Origin of the sequence: Pedobacter sp. CG_S7 (assembly GCF_040544395.1) — a bacterium.
GTDB lineage: Bacteria > Bacteroidota > Bacteroidia > Sphingobacteriales > Sphingobacteriaceae > Pedobacter.
On record NZ_JBEONS010000008.1, the window covers coordinates 100,079 to 119,035 of the forward strand.

17 protein-coding genes are annotated in these 18,957 nt (G+C 35.3%); 10 read left to right on the plus strand and 7 right to left on the minus strand.

Features of this window, described 5'->3' with window-relative positions:
• Positions 1-39 precede the first annotated feature (39 nt).
• From AAKU52_RS06945 to mscL, 4 genes are all read right to left on the minus strand, one after another.
• A complete protein-coding gene (locus tag AAKU52_RS06945) occupies positions 40-777 on the minus strand; it encodes a LytR/AlgR family response regulator transcription factor (protein WP_354331651.1) in 738 nt (245 codons plus the stop codon).
• Positions 755-1,813 carry a sensor histidine kinase gene (locus tag AAKU52_RS06950; RefSeq protein WP_354331653.1) on the minus strand — a complete coding sequence of 353 codons (1,059 nt, stop codon included), beginning with the start codon at positions 1,811-1,813 and terminating at the stop codon, positions 755-757. The genes AAKU52_RS06945 and AAKU52_RS06950 overlap by 23 nt, the downstream gene beginning before the upstream one ends.
• Positions 1,814-1,825: 12 nt before the next feature.
• Complete coding sequence (locus AAKU52_RS06955; RefSeq protein WP_354331655.1) at positions 1,826-2,551, minus strand: LiaF transmembrane domain-containing protein; 726 nt, start codon at positions 2,549-2,551, stop codon at positions 1,826-1,828.
• Between the two features lie 171 nt (positions 2,552-2,722).
• Positions 2,723-3,166, minus strand: a complete 444-nt coding sequence (mscL, locus tag AAKU52_RS06960; RefSeq protein ID WP_354331684.1) for a large conductance mechanosensitive channel protein MscL — start codon at positions 3,164-3,166, stop codon at positions 2,723-2,725.
• Positions 3,167-3,343: 177 nt separating this feature from the next.
• Here mscL and rpoN point away from each other — a divergent pair, with 177 nt between their 5' ends.
• Positions 3,344-4,804 (plus strand): RNA polymerase factor sigma-54, encoded by a 1,461-nt coding sequence (gene rpoN, locus AAKU52_RS06965; RefSeq protein WP_354331686.1) that lies wholly within the window; start codon positions 3,344-3,346, stop codon positions 4,802-4,804.
• Positions 4,805-4,859: 55 nt separating this feature from the next.
• Here the strand turns inward: rpoN and AAKU52_RS06970 are convergent, their stop codons facing one another.
• Positions 4,860-5,327, minus strand: a complete 468-nt coding sequence (locus AAKU52_RS06970; protein ID WP_354331657.1) for a response regulator — start codon at positions 5,325-5,327, stop codon at positions 4,860-4,862.
• A gap of 283 nt (positions 5,328-5,610) precedes the next feature.
• Between AAKU52_RS06970 and AAKU52_RS06975 the strand changes: the two genes are divergently transcribed.
• The 5 genes from AAKU52_RS06975 to AAKU52_RS06995 are packed head-to-tail and all read left to right on the plus strand — an operon-like array spanning position 5,611 to position 12,276.
• Positions 5,611-7,944, plus strand: a complete 2,334-nt coding sequence (locus AAKU52_RS06975) for an Rv1355c family protein (protein WP_354331659.1) — start codon at positions 5,611-5,613, stop codon at positions 7,942-7,944.
• Positions 7,945-8,646, plus strand: a complete 702-nt coding sequence (locus AAKU52_RS06980; RefSeq protein ID WP_354331661.1) for a hypothetical protein — start codon at positions 7,945-7,947, stop codon at positions 8,644-8,646. It begins immediately after the preceding gene.
• Entirely contained in the window at positions 8,643-10,793 is a 2,151-nt protein-coding gene (locus tag AAKU52_RS06985) for a sensor histidine kinase (protein ID WP_354331663.1), read from the plus strand. Before AAKU52_RS06980 ends, AAKU52_RS06985 begins: the two co-directional genes overlap by 4 nt.
• A 9-nt stretch (positions 10,794-10,802) precedes the next feature.
• On the plus strand, positions 10,803-11,897 hold the full coding sequence (locus tag AAKU52_RS06990; protein ID WP_354331665.1) for an ATP-binding protein: 1,095 nt from the start codon (positions 10,803-10,805) through the stop codon (positions 11,895-11,897).
• The gene (locus tag AAKU52_RS06995) at positions 11,872-12,276 is read left to right on the plus strand and encodes a response regulator (protein WP_354331667.1); all 405 of its coding nucleotides are present in this window, start codon (positions 11,872-11,874) and stop codon (positions 12,274-12,276) included. Before AAKU52_RS06990 ends, AAKU52_RS06995 begins: the two co-directional genes overlap by 26 nt.
• Positions 12,277-12,299: 23 nt before the next feature.
• Here the strand turns inward: AAKU52_RS06995 and AAKU52_RS07000 are convergent, their stop codons facing one another.
• Both AAKU52_RS07000 and AAKU52_RS07005 read right to left on the minus strand, forming a co-directional pair.
• Positions 12,300-13,364, minus strand: coding sequence for a glycoside hydrolase family 76 protein (locus AAKU52_RS07000; protein WP_354331669.1), 1,065 nt, complete (start codon positions 13,362-13,364; stop codon positions 12,300-12,302).
• 326 nt (positions 13,365-13,690) lie between these two features.
• A complete protein-coding gene (locus tag AAKU52_RS07005; RefSeq protein ID WP_354331671.1) occupies positions 13,691-15,562 on the minus strand; it encodes a glycoside hydrolase family 127 protein in 1,872 nt (623 codons plus the stop codon).
• A 201-nt stretch (positions 15,563-15,763) separates the two neighbouring features.
• Between AAKU52_RS07005 and AAKU52_RS07010 the strand changes: the two genes are divergently transcribed.
• From AAKU52_RS07010 to AAKU52_RS07025, 4 genes are all read left to right on the plus strand, one after another.
• Positions 15,764-16,351, plus strand: a complete 588-nt coding sequence (locus AAKU52_RS07010; RefSeq protein WP_354331673.1) for an RNA polymerase sigma-70 factor — start codon at positions 15,764-15,766, stop codon at positions 16,349-16,351.
• 68 nt (positions 16,352-16,419) lie between these two features.
• Positions 16,420-16,797 (plus strand): hypothetical protein, encoded by a 378-nt coding sequence (locus tag AAKU52_RS07015; RefSeq protein ID WP_354331675.1) that lies wholly within the window; start codon positions 16,420-16,422, stop codon positions 16,795-16,797.
• A complete protein-coding gene (locus AAKU52_RS07020; RefSeq protein WP_354331677.1) occupies positions 16,794-17,885 on the plus strand; it encodes a RagB/SusD family nutrient uptake outer membrane protein in 1,092 nt (363 codons plus the stop codon). Before AAKU52_RS07015 ends, AAKU52_RS07020 begins: the two co-directional genes overlap by 4 nt.
• A gap of 48 nt (positions 17,886-17,933) precedes the next feature.
• Entirely contained in the window at positions 17,934-18,896 is a 963-nt protein-coding gene (locus AAKU52_RS07025) for a metallophosphoesterase (protein ID WP_354331680.1), read from the plus strand.
• The last annotated feature ends 61 nt before the right edge of the window (positions 18,897-18,957 follow it).

Consider the following 18,957-nt stretch of genomic DNA (forward strand, 5'->3'; position numbering starts at 1 on the left):
CCAAATACATTTAAGATGTATAGCAATTTTTAACAAATTCTATATACCTAATGATGCTTTGAGCTTTAAATATCCCGTTTTACTTACAGGTAGCCAAATGTCAGACTTTAAAAGCACTATATAACTTTCTTTTTCTTTCAACTCTATCCTAGATACCTTGGACAAATTTATGATATAAGAACGATGAATACGAATAAATTGTGAAGAATCTAATGTTTTCTCAAAAAAACTCATGGTTTTGTTCTTAAAAAACACCCCTTCTGTGGTACTCAATTTAACATGATCGTCATCAGATTCGATATAATGAAGATCAATCACATTTAGAATTTTTATCACACCATTCTTTTTAACAACCACACGGTTATTTTGAACGGGGCTTAAAGAGGCCATTTCCAGCAGCTCCTTATTCTTGGCTTCACCTTGATTAGCCTTACTCAGCAGTTTTTGGATAGCCATATCAAAACGTTCCTTTTCAATTGGCTTAAGCAGGTAATCTACTGCATTGACTTCAAAAGCCTTAATAGCAAATTCATCAAAAGCAGTGGTGAAAATTACTCCAGGTGGCTGCTCTATGAGTTCCAGCATCTCAAAACCATTAATTTTAGGCATTTGAATATCTAAAAAAATAAAATCAGGCTTTAAAAGAGTGATTGCTTTTAATCCTTCAAATCCATCACTGCACTCAGCCACAACTTTTATTTCCGGATAACTTTGCAAATAGAATTTTACGATGTCTCTTGCCAGAGATTCATCATCAATTAATATTGTTCTTATCATGGCGTTGAGGTACATTAAGCTGTGTTACAAATAAATTAGGTTGCTCAGTAAAGGTTTGCAGTAGATTATGATCGGCAAATAACAAATACAATCTACGTCTGATGGCACTCAATCCAAACCCAGTGCCCTCGGTAGTCTTCATTTCCGGATCAAAAGGATTGCGCACATTAACCTGCAGCAGCTGATGCACCAAGCTTACCTGAATAGAAATAGTGATGGCTGCAGAAGTATTGTATAGGCCAAACTTGATGGCATTTTCCACTATAGGCTGCAATAAAGTACCCGGCAAGGTTAGTGCAAGCGTTTCTTCTGAAATCTGGACATCAATAGTTAACCGATGGCTAAACCTTACTTTTTCTATATCTAGGTAAAGTTGAATGTATTCCATTTCTTCGGCTACATTTACCCATACATCATCGTCACGTTTTAGTGTCCCTCGAAGAAAAGAAGCAAGTTTAGTTATCATTGGCCCCGCTTCCTTAGGGTTTACGATGGTTAATGCATAGACAGAATTAAGGCAATTAAACAAGAAGTGAGGCTGTAGCTGGTGTCTCAATTTATTCAACTCAGCTTCTTTTGCAAGGCTTTGAGCAGCAAATAACCTTTCTTTAACCTCCGACTGCTCTTCCAGACGATACCACAAAATATTTACCAATGCCCACCAGCCTAAAAAAAGAAAGACTATGATAAATCTAAATGGTAAGGTAAGCAGAAGAAAGTTTTCGTACTTAACATTTGAAATGAGTAAATTCAACAAGAAACTGCTGAAAAAAGTTACAAATAAAGCCAGGATTAAGGTAACAATAAATACAAAAATGAATGGTTCATTTTTAGGTTGGTAATAACCGAGCAAGTTGCTAAAAACGATACAACAAAATGCAAGTAATACATTGTTGATGCCGCTATCAGCGAAAGAAATCAATAAGGTAAAGTTGAGCAAGTAATAAAAGAGCAATACAAAAGCGGCTATATAAATCAGAAAAGCACCCAGAGCAATCTTTTGAATTCTTGGAACAGAAAGTGGTGTGGTTATCACAGGCTTTAAGTCTTAATAGTTTTTAATTTCAACCCCCCCGAACATGGCCACCCCTTTGATGATCACTATTTTCAATGGCCCATCATTAATTGGAGCTACTGCTCTTTTATCATCCATTCCACCAAAAATTGCAACAACTTCAGACTTAACTTGCCAATTTGGGGGTATAACAATTTTAACACCACCAAAAAATGCGATTACATCAATCGTGATCGTATCTTGAAAATCTGCCTGTGTAAGATTAAGTTCACAGCCACCAAAAATAGCTAACACATTCCCACCTTTAAAGGTTTTAGAATAGACTTTTTGATGCGACCCTCCAAATACATTTACAGAATCGATGATGTCATTCTTATCGATTACCTCTTCATAATGGGCAGTATCGGCCGATTTACTCTTCCAGAGGCGTAAGGATTCTGTTTTTGGTTTAAAAATCATGTAAAGTCCTAAAATAATAAAAATTACCGCGAAGTAATACTTGCCAAAATTAAAACCACCAATAGCTTCGATGGCAAAATAACCACCAATTAAAACCATAATTAACCAGCCACCACCACGGAAATTCCGTTTAACACCAATAAAAAAGCCGATAGCGATAAGCAACATGTGCCAACTTAAGACCCAGTCTGCTATATTAACTCCAAAGTTTTTTAAAAAGAAGACAATACCAATCGCCAAAATAATCAATCCACTCCAAACGCGGTTAGTAGGATTACCAATATCATTATTTTTCATCATTATTTATTTTAAGAAGTTTTTATTTGTATTTCTACCAAATCAAATATATAAATCATGACTACTGCATTTAACGCTTGGAGCTTAAAAAGTAGGAAAACACCGGTGAAAGATATAATATAAGCGGTAAAAATTTATTTACCCCTTTAAATGAATAAAACAAATTGTAGACCCCTATTTTGTTTTTAATAAATCTCTAATTTCGGTAAGCAATAATTGTTCTTTAGAAGGAGCGGGCGCTACAACAGGCACTTCCTCTTGTTTTCTCTTCATCTTATTGATAGCCTTTACCATTAAAAATATAATGAAAGCGAGAATTACAAAATTAATGACTTCGGTAATAAAATTACCCCAAGCAAAGACAGGTCCAATCTTTCTGGCTTCTTCCAAAGAGGCAGTTGGATTAGAAGTTACAAATGTCCGAACCTTTTCACTTAAAGGCAAATAAAAATTGGTAAATCCCTTATCACCAATAAACAAGCTTATTGGTGGCATTATTAAATCATTGACCATAGAATTCACAATCTTTCCAAAAGCACCACCAATAATTACACCCACAGCAAGGTCTATCACATTACCTTTAACTGCAAATTCTTTAAATTCTTTAACAAAACCCATTATTTTTTTTTCTTTAATAGCCATTAACAATCCGTTAATTAAATTTATAGTTTTTTAACGCTTAAACCTTGTTTATTGCAATAAAAAAAACATTATATTACAATAATACTTTAAGCTATTAGTTTATATCTAAACCAAATGCTTAATTTTGAAACGGGTTTAATGCCATTTCTAAACATGCTAAAACAACATTTACAACAAAAATTACTTCAAAAACTATCGCCTCAGCAAATTCAATTTATTAAGTTGCTGCAGGTGCCTACAGTTTCATTAGATACCCGCATAAAAGAGGAATTAGAAGAAAATCCTGCACTGGAAGATCCCAGTTTAATGATTGCAGAAGAACCTAAGAATGAGTACGATGACAGTCCGGATGATTTTGATCCATCTGCTAAAGAAGACAATACTGATGAGTTTAATGTGGATGATTATTTACAAGATGACAATGTAAATGATTACAGTACTTCTTATAACAATAGTGATGACGATGAGGAAAAAAAAGAAACTCCTATTGCTATAGAAAGCACATTTTTTGAAAGCTTGCAGCAACAATTAGACCTGCTTCCTTTGTCAGATCAGGACTTTATTATAGGGAAACAAATTATAGGTAGCCTGGATGATGACGGTTATTTAAGAAGGCCTATCACTTCCATGATTGATGACCTAGCATTTTCTCAAAACATAATGGTGGAAGAAGAAGATGTAATGGACATGTTAAGAGTAATTCAAAACTTTGACCCTCCGGGAATTGCTGCCAGAGACTTGCAGGAATGTTTAACCCTGCAGCTGAAGCGCAAAGAGCAAACACCCCTTATTATCAAAGCAATACAAGTTGTAGAAAATTACCTTGACGAATTTACGCGAAAACATTACGATAAATTAGAAAAATCCCTAAACTTACAAAGTGAGGAGTTAAAAGAAATTATTAATGAAATTCTACGTCTAAACCCAAAACCAGGAGATTCCAATCAAGTAACTACCAAGCAGTTACAAGTCATTCCTGATTTTCATGTCTCTAATAATGATGGCGTTTTAATTTTAACGCTAAATTCTAAAAATGCACCTGAATTAAGAGTAAGCCGTTCGTATATCGACATGTTTGAACATTATGACAAAGCCACACTAAAAGATAAAAAGCTTAAAGAAGCTGTTCAGTTTGTAAAACAAAAACTTGACTCAGCAAAGTGGTTCATTGATGCAATTAAGCAAAGACAACAAACTTTACTTAAAACAATGAATGCAATTATGCAATACCAATATGAGTATTTGCTAACAGGTGATGAACGTAAAATGCGTCCAATGATTTTGAAAGACATTGCCGACAAAATAGATATGGATATTTCTACCGTTTCAAGGGTCGCGAATTCTAAATATGTTCAGACAGAATTCGGAACTTTTCTTTTGAAATCCTTCTTCTCCGAAGCGATTCAAACCGAAAGTGGTGAAGAAGTTTCCAATAAAGAAGTAAAAAAAATATTGGAAGACTGCATTGGCAGAGAAGATAAAAGAAAACCATTAGCTGACGAAAAGCTAACCGAAATCCTGAAAGATCAAGGATATAACATTGCCCGTAGAACAGTTGCCAAATACAGAGAGCAAATGAATATCCCGGTAGCAAGATTAAGAAAAGAATTATAAACTATTTACGCACCATGTTGCCAATTATAAAATCGGGAAGCATGGTGCGTAAATATTAAGATAGCAAGTTTTGTCTTAACAAAAATTCCAATTGTTGATTTACAATAAGCAACTTTTCTGTTAACTCCCGATTTTCTTTACGAAGGGTGTAGATTTCGAAAGCTTTTTCGATGTTGATCCTTAAATCCTCTTCCATCCACGGTTTTTGAATATATCGATAAACCTGGCCTTTGTTAATAGCGTCAATAACGGCATTAATATCAGCGTATCCTGTCAATAAAATTCTGATGGGATCAGGAAAATCAGGAATGATTGATTCTAGAAACTCAATCCCTGTAGTTACTGGCATCCTTTGATCGGTAATAATAACGTGAATATTTTCCCTCTCTATTATTTCCCGGCCTTCCAGGGCAGATTCAGCCGTAAATATGTTAAACAACCGCCTAAATCCGGCTTTAAAGGAGTTCAGGTTATGAACTTCATCATCTACATACAATACATTTATTTGTGTATCCTGGTCCATTGTTAGTATTAAATAATTTTGATAAAGGTATTGCTTTTCTAAGTTTTTAAACTAATTCAAGCTTAAGATTATAACTTTAAATATTTTATATTAATTTAACAGACAAAAACAGCACTAAAAGTGCTCATTTTCAGCGTTTAAATAAAAGATAAAATTTTTAAGAAAATAAAATAAGCTTTGTAATTCGTTATACTGTTAAAAATATATAATTTTATTCAAAATTTAGTATAGATAAAAACTTTATTTTTGATCACGAATTGCACCTGATATTTTTATAAAAAAAATGTATTTAAGTAAAGATTTTAATAAGTCCATCAAAGAATTCATTTCCCAAACACAATTGTATAAAGATAATTATACACCTCAATTCTACCGCTTGGCTCAAGTTGAAGATGTATCAACCCTGACTCAATTGTTGCAAGAAAAACCATTTATACAGGTATTCGACACCATTTACAACCAATTAAAGGATTTGTTAAAAGGACTAAATCCAAAAAAAGTCTTTGAGGATAATGAACTAGATGCTGCTATTAAAAACCACTTAAAAGGTGTTGACTCAAATCTATACGGCGTTTGGGTATATTATCCCTGGTTAGAAAAAGTAGTACATATTTTAGATGAACAAGAATATATTCAAGTTCGTACCAATAGAAACAAGCATAAAATTACTCAGGAGGAACAAGACAAGTTAATGCAAAAGAAGATCGGCGTCATTGGTTTATCTGTTGGTCAATCTGTTTCACTAACCCTGGCTATCGAAAGGGGATGTGGAGAGTTGAGGATTGCCGATTTTGATGTGCTTGATTTAACTAACTTAAACCGCATTAGATCAGGCGTACATAATGTAGATTTAAAAAAGACCGTTATTGTAGCAAGAGAAATTGCAGAAATTGATCCTTTCTTAAAGGTTACCTGCTTCCATAATGGACTAACACAACATAATATTGATGCCTTCCTTATTGAAAATGGCAAACTTGATTTACTTATTGATGAATGTGATGGCATTGATATTAAGATCCTTTGCCGCACCAAAGCAAAATTTTACCAGATACCCGTATTAATGGAAGCAAGTGACCGAGGAACCATTGATATAGAACGATTTGATTTAGAGCCTGAGCGTCCAATTTTACATGGGAAAATTGAACATCTTGATGTGTCCAAAGTTAAATTTCTTAAAACAAACGAGGAAAAGGTACCTTATATTTTACCCATAGCAGGAGTAGAAACTTTGTCACTACGAATGAAAGCGTCTATGCTGGAAATACAGCAAACCATTACTTCATGGCCTCAATTGGCCAGTGCGGTTACCTATGGAGGGGGTATCACGGCAGACCTTTCCAGAAGAATATTACTTGACGAATTACATGTATCTGGAAGGTTCTTCGTTGACATGGAAGAGCTAATTGGTGATCCAGAAAATAAGGCAAATAAAATAGCACCTCCTATAATTGAGAAAGGAATTAGTTTTGATGAAATTTCACATTTAACTGCTAGTGCCAAATTTTCAAAAATAACGACACCAGCTATTTTAACTACGGAACAATTAGAAGCGCTATTAAGTACGGCACAAAGAGCAGCCTCAGCAGGAAATAACCAGCCATGGAAATGGTATTACCTCCAGGGTTCACTCTTCTTATTTCATGATACTGAGCGATCCTTTTCTTTCGCTAACCAGGAAAATAGTATAGCTCATTTGGCTTTCGGTTTAGCGTTAGAAAGTATACGATTAAAAGCCCAGACTCTTGATTTAGAATTACATGAACAAACTTTTCCTGATCAGGAAATTCCAACACTAATTGCTGTTCTTCAATTTAGCCAGGCTAAGGGTTTGGAAGAAAAAGATCCTTTAGCGAATTTCACAGACATAAGACATACCAGTAAGAATATTCCTAAAATAAAAAAGACGATTCCAATAACAGTATTAGAAAAAATACAACATGCCACCACAGATATAAAGGGCGCTAAGTTTTACTACCTGCAAGACGAAGAGCACATCAAAAAAATTGCTCAAATTATGGGTGAAGCTGATAAACTACGCCTTTTTACCCCTACAGGGCATCATGAACTTTTCAATATGGAGCTTCGATGGACTAAAGAACAAAGTATTGCAACAGGTGATGGATTAGATCTAGAATCTTTCGAACTTACTCCGGGTGAAGATGTAGGAATGCGCATTGCTAAGGATCCGCAAGTATTAAAACTAATTAAGGAATGGCAAAAAGGAAGCGGACTTGAGCGATTATCTAAAAAAGCAGGCCTTTCAGCCTCAGCCATTGGTTTGATAACCATGCCGAAATACAATGCACAGAATTTCATTGAAGGAGGAAAAGCTGCCGAACGAATGTGGCTAACTGCGAATTTAAATAATATTTCTTTACACCCTATGACAGCGAGCATATTACATTTTAATGTACTAAAATACGGTGAGGGCCTGGACAATGATCCTTATTTAAAACAAAAATTTGAGCAATTAAACACCTTGTTTTACGAATGTTTTTCAGATGTAAGCCTAAACGAAGTTCCTGTGTTCTTATGCAGGTTGTTCTATGCAGAAAAGGAGACCAATCCTTCTGTACGCTTGCCAATTGATCAAATATTTAAATCCAACAACAATTAGATGGTACGGTTTAGAGTATTTAAAGCAACCGACGATGAGGCTTCCTGCTACAAGTTTATTGAAGGTCACCGAAGGGTATTGGAAATATTTGGTATCACGATGATTACTTCGGCCAAGCATGCATGGGTACATCACGAAAACACCTATGTAATTATTGTTGAATCTTTAGAAGACGGAAGGGCACTAGGAGGTGCACGAATACAAATTGCGGATGATCTTTTACCACTCCCAATTGAAGATGCCATAGGAAAAATTGACTTAAATATATTTAAGCAATTAGAGAAAAGAAAGTTACTGAAAACAGGAGAACTATGTGGACTTTGGAATTCCAAAGAAATTGCCGGGTTTGGCGTAGGTAGTATTTTTTTAATCCGAGCGGCAGTCTCCTTAGCCTATAACCTAAATTTACATAGCCTCTTTGCGTTATGTGCACCAGCAACAGTAAGAGGAGGTAAAAAGACAGGGTTTGAGATTAATAGTGAATTGGGTAACAATGGTCAGTTTTACTACCCTAAGCTAGATTTAATTGCAACAGCGGTAATCGTCGACAATCTCAGGACACTGGAAAAAGCAGAACCTATTATCAAAGATTTAGTATTTGATTTAATTAACAACCCAGATCAGCTCAGAAAAGAAACCAGCCCAAAAGGTGATATTGAAATAAAATATGAATTAAGTATCCTTAATCAGATTAGCTTGTGAAATTTATAAAGCACTTTGTTTTTATCACCTTATTATTTTCAGCGATTTTTTCAAAATTAGAAATTAAAGCTCAAGTAAAAATCAACATAAGCAATAAAGGACAGCAAAATATTAGTAACCAAGTTTACATTTTTGAAGATGCTTCCGGAAAATTATCATTAACAGAAGTTATTGCTAAAAATAAATTTAATGCCAACAGGGAGAAAGTTGCCAACGTTGGCCTGACCAGTTCTAAAGTCTGGATAAAACTTCAGCTATTAAGGCCAATTAAAAAAGATGATATTTACCTGGAAATTAAAAACCCAACATTCGATCAGGTTACATTATACACGCCTATTGAAAAGGGGTTTACAAGCCGCAAATCCGGACAAAGTACTTCAATTAAAAAACGCGATCTGGAACATCAAAACGTAATTTTTAAGTTAGCGCCATTTGAAAAAGATACAATTACTTATTACCTGAGCATAAAATCAGTTAACCCCATAAACTTACCTATTTATTTAGGGGATTTTAAATCAACTGTTCAATCAATAGAATTAGGAAATGTTGTTTTCAGTTTATATTTAGGACTGATTTTAACAATGTTTGTTTATAATATTTTTATCTACATTACCGTTCGCGACAGGAGTTATTTCTTTTATGTCATTTATATAATTAGTGTAGGTTTTACCCAAGCTTCCCTACAAGGGTATTCTCTCTTGTTTTTTTGGGGAGATAATATTTGGCTAAATAACCAGGGCATAGTTTTCTCTATTGTTTTTGTAGGAATCACCTCAATCCTCTTTACTAAAGAATTTTTACACGTCAATCATTTTTTAAAAAAATTTACGCCAATTTTAAATGGTGTAATTATCTGTTACGCAATTGGTTTCTTTGTGAGTTTAGTTGGTTATCCAATACAGGCACAAATTATACTACAGGCATTAACTCTAGCAGCCTCTTTGTTGGTGGTCATAACAGGGATATTAATCTACCGAAAGAACTATCGCCCTGCTTTATATTTCATCATTTCTTGGTCCTGTTTTCTTTTGGGTGTTTTCATTTTTATACTGAAGGATGTGGGTATTTTGCCACCAACGTTTTTAATCAACAATGCCATTTTAATTGGTTCTGGTTTAGAAGCTGTGTTGCTTTCATTTGCTTTGGCAGATAAAATTAACATTTTCAAAAAAGAAAAGGAAGAATCACAGGCCGAGGCTTTACGCATATCAACAGAAAACGAGAAATTAGTTCGTGAGCAAAATGTGTTATTGGAAATAAAAGTTAAGGAGCGTACTGAAGCTTTAGAGACTGTTAACGATTCCTTGAACAATGCCTTATTTGAGTTAAAAGAAGCGCAATCGCAATTAGTTGATGCAGAAAAGATGGCCGGCTTGGGACAACTTACTGCCGGTATTGCACATGAGATAAACAACCCTATAAACTTTGTAACCTCCAATATCAAGCCTCTTGAGCTAGACATCAATGAACTCAATGAAGTGATAATGATGTATGAAAGTTTAGACATTAATGGGGATATCGAAAAGCAGATAAATACTATAAATGCATTCAAAAGACGAATAGATATAAATTTTGTCCGGACTGAAATAAAATCATTGCTTTCAGGGATAGGTGATGGTGCCAGAAGAACTGCTGAAATCATTAGAAGTCTAAAAAACTTTAGCCGTTTAGATGAAAGTGACACCAAACCGGTTGACCTGAATGAAGGTTTAGATTCTACGCTGGTATTAATCAGAAGCACCTTTCCACATCAGCTTAAAGTCATTAAAGAATATGTAAACGCTTCTCCAGTCGAATGCATGCCTGGAAAAATAAACCAGGTATTTATGAATTTAATCAACAATGCGGTGCAAGCGATTAAATCAAAACCTGTTATTGCAGCTGAAGAGTACCTATGGGTAAAAACATGGCAAGAAGATAACCAGGTAAAGATCAGCATCAAAGATTCAGGAAGCGGCATGTCGGATGAGGTTAAACAAAAGATTTTCGAACCTTTCTTTACCACTAAAGATGTGGGCGAAGGAACGGGGCTAGGCTTATCGATTGTTTTCAGGATTATTGAAAATCATCAAGGTACCATTGAAGTTTTATCAAAAAAAAATCAAGGTACAGAATTTATTATTACCTTGCCCCTACACACAAAATAACCTTCAATTATGAATGCAGCAACTGTAAAAATTCTTTACATTGATGATGAAGAATATAACTTACATGCATTTAAGGCCGGATTTAGAAGGCAATACGAAATTTATACAGCTATTTCAGCAGATGAAGGCTTAAAAATCCTGGAAACCATAGACGTACACGTAATTATAGCCGATCAAAGAATGCCCGGTATTACTGGAGTTGAGTTTTTCAAAAGTATTGTTAAAACTTATCCTGACCCTACCCGGATACTCCTTACCGGTTACACCGATATTGAGGCACTTGCTGATGCCATTAACGAAGGGCACATTTATCGGTACATAACAAAACCCTGGAATGAGCTGGAACTTCATAACAGCATCAAAAATGCTTATGATGCTTACAAAGCCAAAGTTGAACTCCGTAATAAGGTGGCCGAACTAGAGAAAACCAATGATGAATTGAACCGGTTTATTTATAGTATTTCGCATGAATTAAGGGCACCACTTGTTTCTGTTATTGGCATTGTAAACCTGGTTAAAATGGAAGATTTATTTACATCCAGTGGCGAATACTGGGGTTTAATAGAAACCTGTTCCAATAAGCTCGATTACTACATTCAAAAAACACTTCAGTATTATAAAAACAATAAAACAGCCTCAGACCAGACTGAAATTAATTTTTCAGCATTAATTTCAGAATTAATACCGCTCTATTCTTATGCAGATAAGGATACAAATTTCGCGGTTACTGTTGATCAACCGTCAACCTTTATTGGCGATGCCTTTAGAATTGAGGTTATTTTAGGTAATTTAATTTCTAATGCAATCAATTACCAAAAAGTAAATGAACCAGATAAAAGAGTAGCTATTAAAGTTACAGTTAACACTGAAATGGCAGAAATTTTAGTGCAGGATAATGGTATTGGGATTCTTGACGATCACCTTGAAAAAATATTTGCACAATTTTTCAAAGGCAAAAATCACCATGGAAGTGGATTAGGCTTATTTATCGTAAAAGAAGCGCTCACAAAAATTAATGGAAAAATAGCCGTTAGTTCAAATAACACAGAGGGTACAACCTTTAAAATCAATATACCAAATGCTCAGCCCGAACACCAAGCTTAATAAAATAATGCTTATTGATGATAGTGAAATTGATTTAAAAATCAATACAAAAATCCTTTCACTTCATTTTGCTGGCTGCCATATTATTACCTGTTTGTCGGCGATGGAGGGATTGACCTATCTAAAGAAGCATGCATTGCAACCAAACATGCTGCCAGACTATATTTTACTTGATATACAAATGCCAGACATGGATGGATTCAGTTTTCTAGAGGCTTTTAAGAATCTCCCACATCATTTAATTAATCATAGTATAATAATTGTCCTTTCCTCTACCCTTGATTTTGGAGATATAAAAAGGGCTGAGGCCAATCGTTTCGTACATAAAATGCTTAAAAAACCCCTTAATCCAAAAGAGTTGAAAGACCTAATCGATTAAAATCCTTTTGGTTTTTCACCTCATTACAAACCAATCTGGCCCAATCTTGCATAGATTTCCAACATTCCAGCCTGATCAATTAAGGACTTATGTTTTCCCTTTTTCAAGAAATCATGCTCATCCCGCTCCAACCAAATACTGTTTGCGTCTACAATAAAAAAGTCAATCCATTCCTTATTCTTATCAATGTTATAAAGTTCTTGATAACCTCTCAGCATAACAGCGTTAAACCAATAGTTTAATGGCAAGCGGTTATTTTTAAAAAAGTGAGCTTTCGCTGCTTTTGCAATACGCTGTGCTTCCATTAAATACTTTTTATCTTTAGTGATCGTATATAGCAAGGCATTAGCCTGGAGCATGCTGCCGGCATTATACGTATAAAGCCGCTTATCTATTTTTAAGGAAGGAATTTTTATAGCATCATAAAATAAACCATCCGGTGCCTGGAGGTTTTTGTTTGTCCAGTTATAGACAGACATTGCCGTTTTTAAATACCGCTTTTCTTTAGTGATTTTATAAAGCTGCAAAGCAACTAAAATTGCAGGAGCATTTGAACAAGTATTTTTGGTATCGAGTTCCCCTTCTTTCCAATACAATCCTCCTCCGGCAACGGTATCCATACCGGTAACCATATATTCATAAATCATTTTTGAATCCTTGAGGTATTTCGGACTAGGCTTCCGATGATAAGCATCAAGGTAAGTTATCGCTATCCATTGATTATCATCATAAAACCTTGAACTTTTCCTTTCTGAGGTTACATAATCCTGATAAGCAGGAGGATTTATGGGACTATAATACTGATCAATTGCTTTTACAACAGGTTCCATAACATTAGACCCTGGCACAAATGCCTCCATTTCATTGCTACCCTGCACTAAAGCGCATAACGGCCATAACCAGGAATGTGGATTATCTTTTTGAACACTATCAGCCGTTTCATAATATAAACCAGTTTTGTTAGCTTTAAAATAGTGTTCAATGTTTTTATGAAGCACTTCAATACGAGCTTTATAATTAACAGGCTGGGCAAAACTTATTGAATTCAGTAACGAAAGGCAAAAAGCAAAAAAATAGCATCTTTTCATTATACGGGTTTTAACGAGTTATTAAATACTAGCATTTTAATAGAAGTATATAAATACGTCCTTAAACTTAAGGTTTTATTTTCGCTTACCAGGCAAGCTGATTATTTATTCAAGGGAAATCGCTTTTAACTTTTACCTGCCAATAAATCGTATGCCGCTTGTATAAGACAAATATTGACCAAGCCATGCTCTTTCGAGGAACCAAACTACGCTTACTATAGTCTTGCAAGCTGATGACAGCTGAAATACACAAAAAGGTTATGTAAATATTATTTTAGGTGGAACCTTGATTATCTCCATAAACCTTTCTTGCTCAATTAAAATAGTTAATTATCCCTTTTACTAAAAATTTGCGAAAACCAAACTTGGAACGTAGATTTCACTTTTCCATTACCTGCAGTAGCATAATCAACTAAATCAATTTCTATAGGCTTTACCTCCAATTCTGCATAAGATTCAGGTACAAATAACGCGGTATATTGCATCCATAAATTATTATTTTCACCAACCAAAATTGGCTTCAACTGGATATACCCATCTTTGTCTGAAAGGGGACGATTTATAGTAATTAATGGAGGACCTTCGAAACGTGAATCTCTAGCTAACACCATTGGCCCCCTTGAAATAGCTGCAAACTTTCTTACCTCACCATAGATATCCACTCTACCTCGCATGTCCAATTCTATGTTGATGATATCCTTAGCTGACCAATTCCTTTTTATTTTAACATATTCACCTGGTTTAACAGCTAGAATTTCTTTGTTATTTACTGTTACTTTATTAATCTTACTCCAACCTGGTATCCTAAACTGAAGGGTCATTTCCTCGTTCTCTAATAAATCCAAGGTTAAATTTATATGGCCAGAAATTGGAAAGTCTGTGTTTTGAACAAGAGCAATTTTCTTTCCCGCAGGTGTCTTTAATTGATAATAACCATTAACATAGAAATTAACCGCTAATCCCTCATTTGTAGACATAATAGTTGTAAGCGGAAGCGTAAACTGAGCCCTAGGACCACTGGCAACACAACAATTTAAATCCATGCCACATTGCCCACTTCCTGCAAGTCTCTGACCATTTAATGGAGTATATTTAGCCCAATCAGAGGAATTAAAATTTAATGAGCCTAACAAGGCATTATAGTATGAGCGCTCAATTTCATCTGCATACTTAGGGTCCCCTGTAAGTCTTAATAATTGCTGATTTAATTTTATCCAGGTAACGGTAACACATGTTTCCTGATAATGTGAAATTGGAATAGTTTGCAGTTTAGTTCCCCCAAACCACATTTCTTCTGATGCGCCAGAACCTGTAATATTTATTTCCGTATTCTTAATACTTTTCCAAGTTTCCTCCACTGCTTCCTTATAAAGTTCCTTGCCAGTTATTCGGTATAACTCCAATAAACCTTCGTAGCAAGACATCATTTCATAGGCTTTCTGACCTTGTGCATAACTATACCAAGATTCAGGTTTTGGGAAGCGTTTACTGACATCTACATTGGCCTTACTTATTAAATTTGGTCCTTCTTGAGTTTCCCACTCGCTGACTATTTCTTTTGCAAAATCTAAATATTTTTCGTTTTTAGTGAAAACGTATAATTTGATTATTGGTTCAAGTACAGAAGAAGCGGCCATCCCTCTATAATTGCCCTTATTCACAATAAGACCATCTTTCTCGTCAATTTCCTTCATTAAATGATCCGCTACTTTTACCGCAGCAATAAGACTTGCTTTATCTTTTGTTAGTTCATAAAAGTCAAGCAAACCAAGCATCGTATACTTTCTGCCCCAAATATCCCATTGTTCCAATCGGTGTTCTTTACTATAATTACCTATGTAACCATCTGGTGTTTGCGTTGCAATTATACCACTTACTGCTTTTTTCAAAACATTCATTAGCTCCTGTTCCGGACGGTATCTATAGGCTAATACCGCTGAGGTGAACCATTTACCCCAAAACTCACTTTGCCATAAATGTGTTTCATTGCAATGGCGAAATGGCTCAATTAAATGATCGATATCTTGGGCCAGTATTCTATTTTTATAGGACTGATCTAATTTTTCACCAATATGACCTTGCACTTTGCTAAAATTAGCCATAATGAATTGATCATGGATTTTTGGGTTTAACGCTTGAGCTCTCACCGTATATGACTGAAAGCCTATTAATAGAAACAAGGTGTATAAAGTTTTCATTTATTATTTTTTATATAATTATCGAATAAGGAGTTTTGATATACTTTTTTTAGTACAGCAGTAAAATAGGTTTATATAAAGATAAATGCTTGAAGAATTAAGTTTACCACTATTAAGTTGACCGTAAATTTAACCAAAGCTTAACAATAATATTAAAATGTTTAGCTATATTTCCCAATATAAGAATTATAACCATCTTCAATGCATAAAAAAGATTTGAGTGATAAATTTTTGCTTGAGCAAATTCACCTCAATGGTGATAATCTATCGTTAAAGCTTTTGTTTAACCGGTATTTCCAGCCTTTATGCAGATTTGCCTATCCTTATGTTAAAAATCATTCTATAGCCGAAGAATTGGTTTCAGATACATTTTGTTCCATTTGGTTTAACAGGTCAAAGTTAAACCTACCCGATAAAACCCGCCCCTACCTTTATAAGGCTGTAAGAAATCATGCCATCAACCACCTTCAAAAGAAAAAACCACTGTATACAGATTTAAGTTATGCAGAAAATCTGCCTTTTACCGGATCAGACCCTGAGGAGATATTATCTTACAATGAGCTTCTTAGTGAAGTAAACTTATTGATCGATTCTTTACCAGAAAGGAAAAAGATGATCTTCAGGATGAGTAAAATGGAAGGTCTTAAGTACAAAGAAATTGCTGAAATTTTGGGTATATCTTCCCATACCGTCCAAAACCACATGGTAGAGGCCATCAAGATTATGGCAGAAAAAGCTCATCAGCATTCCCGACTGTTTTTGGCCTTTAGCTTGTTAATATTATCTTAACAAAAAGATTACGTATTTTTAAATTGGCCGACTAGTAGATTTTTCTCCTGATTCTTGTCTTTAGGGCGATGATGGACAAAGAATTATTTTGCTTACTCACCACAAGGTACCTCTCCGGCGAATGCACAGGCGAAGAAAATGACCAGCTCAATGCTTATTTGGCAACCGATGAATACCTGGATTTGTTTTTGAAGCTTAGTGAGGCTTGGAATCAGGAGGAAAAAAACACAGCGCAGCACCACTATGATAATATTAGGGGGCTGGACCTGCTTGGGAAAGGAATAGCTAAGAAAAGTTTTAAAAAGCCTTTTTATGCACTCATTGAAATGCGCAGGTATCTTGCTTATGCGGCTTTACTTGCTGGGATACTTTTAACAACCGCTTTATTGTTTCACAATTTAAATCGTCAGGAACCATTGCGCAGCATAACTGCACCGGTGATATGACTAAAAATGTAATATGGGATTTACACCGTATGGATAATAAGGCCATTAATTCAAATACAGAAGCACTTTTTTTAGCTATAGACCGCGAAACCCTTGCAGGTGCCTCACCCAGTGGATCTGAAGTGATGCGTAATTGTGTACCAGCCTGGCATTTTGCAAATTTAAGGACGCCATCTGGCCTGAACCAGGCTATTGTAGATGGGGTGACCGTGGAAATTCCACTTACCTTAAAGTATGGTAGGGGAATTGGCAGGTACCGTGGTACCGCTTACAGCACTAAACATATTTGGACGGACAATACCGACTATCGCCATGCTCCTGGCATGTGGATGAACATGACCGATTTGGTGTATAACAATCCGGTGCTAAAAAATTCAACTAATCCAACGGAAAAAGCATTGTATGGAACACGCATCCAGGATATCAACAGTAGTAATTTAAATAATATGTTTATCAACAAAGGTCTTGATACGATTCGTCACTTTTATGGATGGCCACATTATAAAGTTTTAATCAGTTCAACTAATGTCTTAGCGTTAGATAAATATAGCTCTCCGCCTAGAGGAACCAATACAGATTGGTATATTTTTAGACTTGCAGAAACCTATTTGCTACGCGCAGAAGCTTATTACTGGAAAGGAAATCTCGCCTTGGCTATGGATGACATTAACCAAATCAGGGCTCGTGCCAATGCAACACCGCTTACCCATGCATCTGCAGTAACTATCGGGACTATTTTGGATGAAAGGGCAAGGGAGCTTTATTATGAAGAACCCCGGAAAACTGAACTTACCCGCATGGCTTATATTTTTGCAATGACCGGCAAATCGGCTTATAATGGCAAAACATATAGTCAAGCTAACTTCTCGGATAATAATTTTTTTTATGACCGCATTATGGAGAAAAATGATTTCTATAAGAACCATGTTCCCACCGTTGCGGGTATTATTTTCAGAATATCACCATACCATGTATTATGGCCGGTTCCTGCTACTGCACAAAGATTTAATACAGATGGACACATTAATCAAAACAAAGGATACAGTGGCTATGAAACCAATGTGCCTGCATTAGAAAAGATTCCATAAATAACAAAGTTAACATCGTATAATCATCAACAAAAAAGAATGACCTTCATGAAACAAAAAATAAAATATCCAGTAATAATTTCATTGGTGCTGGCCAGTTATACCTACACTTTCGCTCAAAAATTCACCATACCGGTTTTCCCAGATACACAAGCAGAGGTATCAGGTAAAAGTGACTTGTTTTATAGCCAAATCGACTGGATCGTTAAACATAAGGATTCCCTGAATATCCCGATCGTTTTGCATGTGGGTGACCTTGTGAATTTTGATAATTATGACAACTGGGAGGTGGCCAGTAAAGGTTTTAAGCAAATGGATGATAATAACATCCCTTATGCTATTGCCGTTGGCAATCACGATACAGAGGCGGTTAATTTTGATAATGGCAGTGCTGCACCGGGCAATGTTAACCAAAATCTTAGAAAAACATCCAAGTTCGAATCTTACTTTCCAACAAACCGCTTTACCTTGCAAAGGGGCAGATATGAAAAAGATAAAAGTGACAATGCATTTTACACTTTCAAAGTGGGCGAAACCAATTGGCTGGTATTGAGCCTCGAGTTTTGCCCAAGACTTGGGGCAATTAACTGGGCAGGGGATATTGTTAAGCAGTATTTCAATTATAATGTGATCATCCTAACTCATTATCATTTAACCACTAAAGGTGAAATTGCACAGAACAATGCTGGTTATGGTGATTTTAGTCCCCAGGATGTGTTTAACAAACTCATCAAGAAACATCAAAACATACGGTATGTATTTAGCGGTCACGTCATGACTTCGTCTCTTAAAATCGATACCGGGGATCATGGAAATAAGATTTATCAGGTCCTTCAAAACTACCAAAATATCGATGCAGGAGGTGGTTACCTCAAGCTGTTTACTTTTGATATTGAAAAAGGTTCAATTGATGCGAAGATGTACTCTCCTTATTATAACATTACAAAAATTGATTCTTCAAATTTTGTACTTAAGGAGGGTCACGTAAATTTTCTGGGGATTAGTTGTTAAATTTGTTCAAAAAACAAGGATGGATTTTTCACTATCAGGTCAATTTTTACCAACAGATTTA

Excerpts from the sequence above, each read along its gene's own strand:
- AAKU52_RS06945 (WP_354331651.1), bottom strand. The coding sequence starts at position 777 with ATGATAAGAACAATATTAATTGATGATGAATCTCTGGCAAGAGACATC.
- AAKU52_RS06955 (WP_354331655.1), bottom strand. The coding sequence starts at position 2,551 with ATGATGAAAAATAATGATATTGGTAATCCTACTAACCGCGTTTGGAGT.
- mscL (WP_354331684.1), bottom strand. The coding sequence starts at position 3,166 with ATGGGTTTTGTTAAAGAATTTAAAGAATTTGCAGTTAAAGGTAATGTG.
- rpoN (WP_354331686.1), top strand. The coding sequence starts at position 3,344 with ATGCTAAAACAACATTTACAACAAAAATTACTTCAAAAACTATCGCCT.
- AAKU52_RS06970 (WP_354331657.1), bottom strand. The coding sequence starts at position 5,327 with ATGGACCAGGATACACAAATAAATGTATTGTATGTAGATGATGAAGTT.
- AAKU52_RS06975 (WP_354331659.1), top strand. The coding sequence starts at position 5,611 with ATGTATTTAAGTAAAGATTTTAATAAGTCCATCAAAGAATTCATTTCC.
- AAKU52_RS06980 (WP_354331661.1), top strand. The coding sequence starts at position 7,945 with ATGGTACGGTTTAGAGTATTTAAAGCAACCGACGATGAGGCTTCCTGC.
- AAKU52_RS06990 (WP_354331665.1), top strand. The coding sequence starts at position 10,803 with ATGAATGCAGCAACTGTAAAAATTCTTTACATTGATGATGAAGAATAT.
- AAKU52_RS06995 (WP_354331667.1), top strand. The coding sequence starts at position 11,872 with ATGCTCAGCCCGAACACCAAGCTTAATAAAATAATGCTTATTGATGAT.
- AAKU52_RS07000 (WP_354331669.1), bottom strand. The coding sequence starts at position 13,364 with ATGAAAAGATGCTATTTTTTTGCTTTTTGCCTTTCGTTACTGAATTCA.
- AAKU52_RS07005 (WP_354331671.1), bottom strand. The coding sequence starts at position 15,562 with ATGAAAACTTTATACACCTTGTTTCTATTAATAGGCTTTCAGTCATAT.
- AAKU52_RS07010 (WP_354331673.1), top strand. The coding sequence starts at position 15,764 with ATGCATAAAAAAGATTTGAGTGATAAATTTTTGCTTGAGCAAATTCAC.
- AAKU52_RS07015 (WP_354331675.1), top strand. The coding sequence starts at position 16,420 with ATGATGGACAAAGAATTATTTTGCTTACTCACCACAAGGTACCTCTCC.
- AAKU52_RS07020 (WP_354331677.1), top strand. The coding sequence starts at position 16,794 with ATGACTAAAAATGTAATATGGGATTTACACCGTATGGATAATAAGGCC.
- AAKU52_RS07025 (WP_354331680.1), top strand. The coding sequence starts at position 17,934 with ATGAAACAAAAAATAAAATATCCAGTAATAATTTCATTGGTGCTGGCC.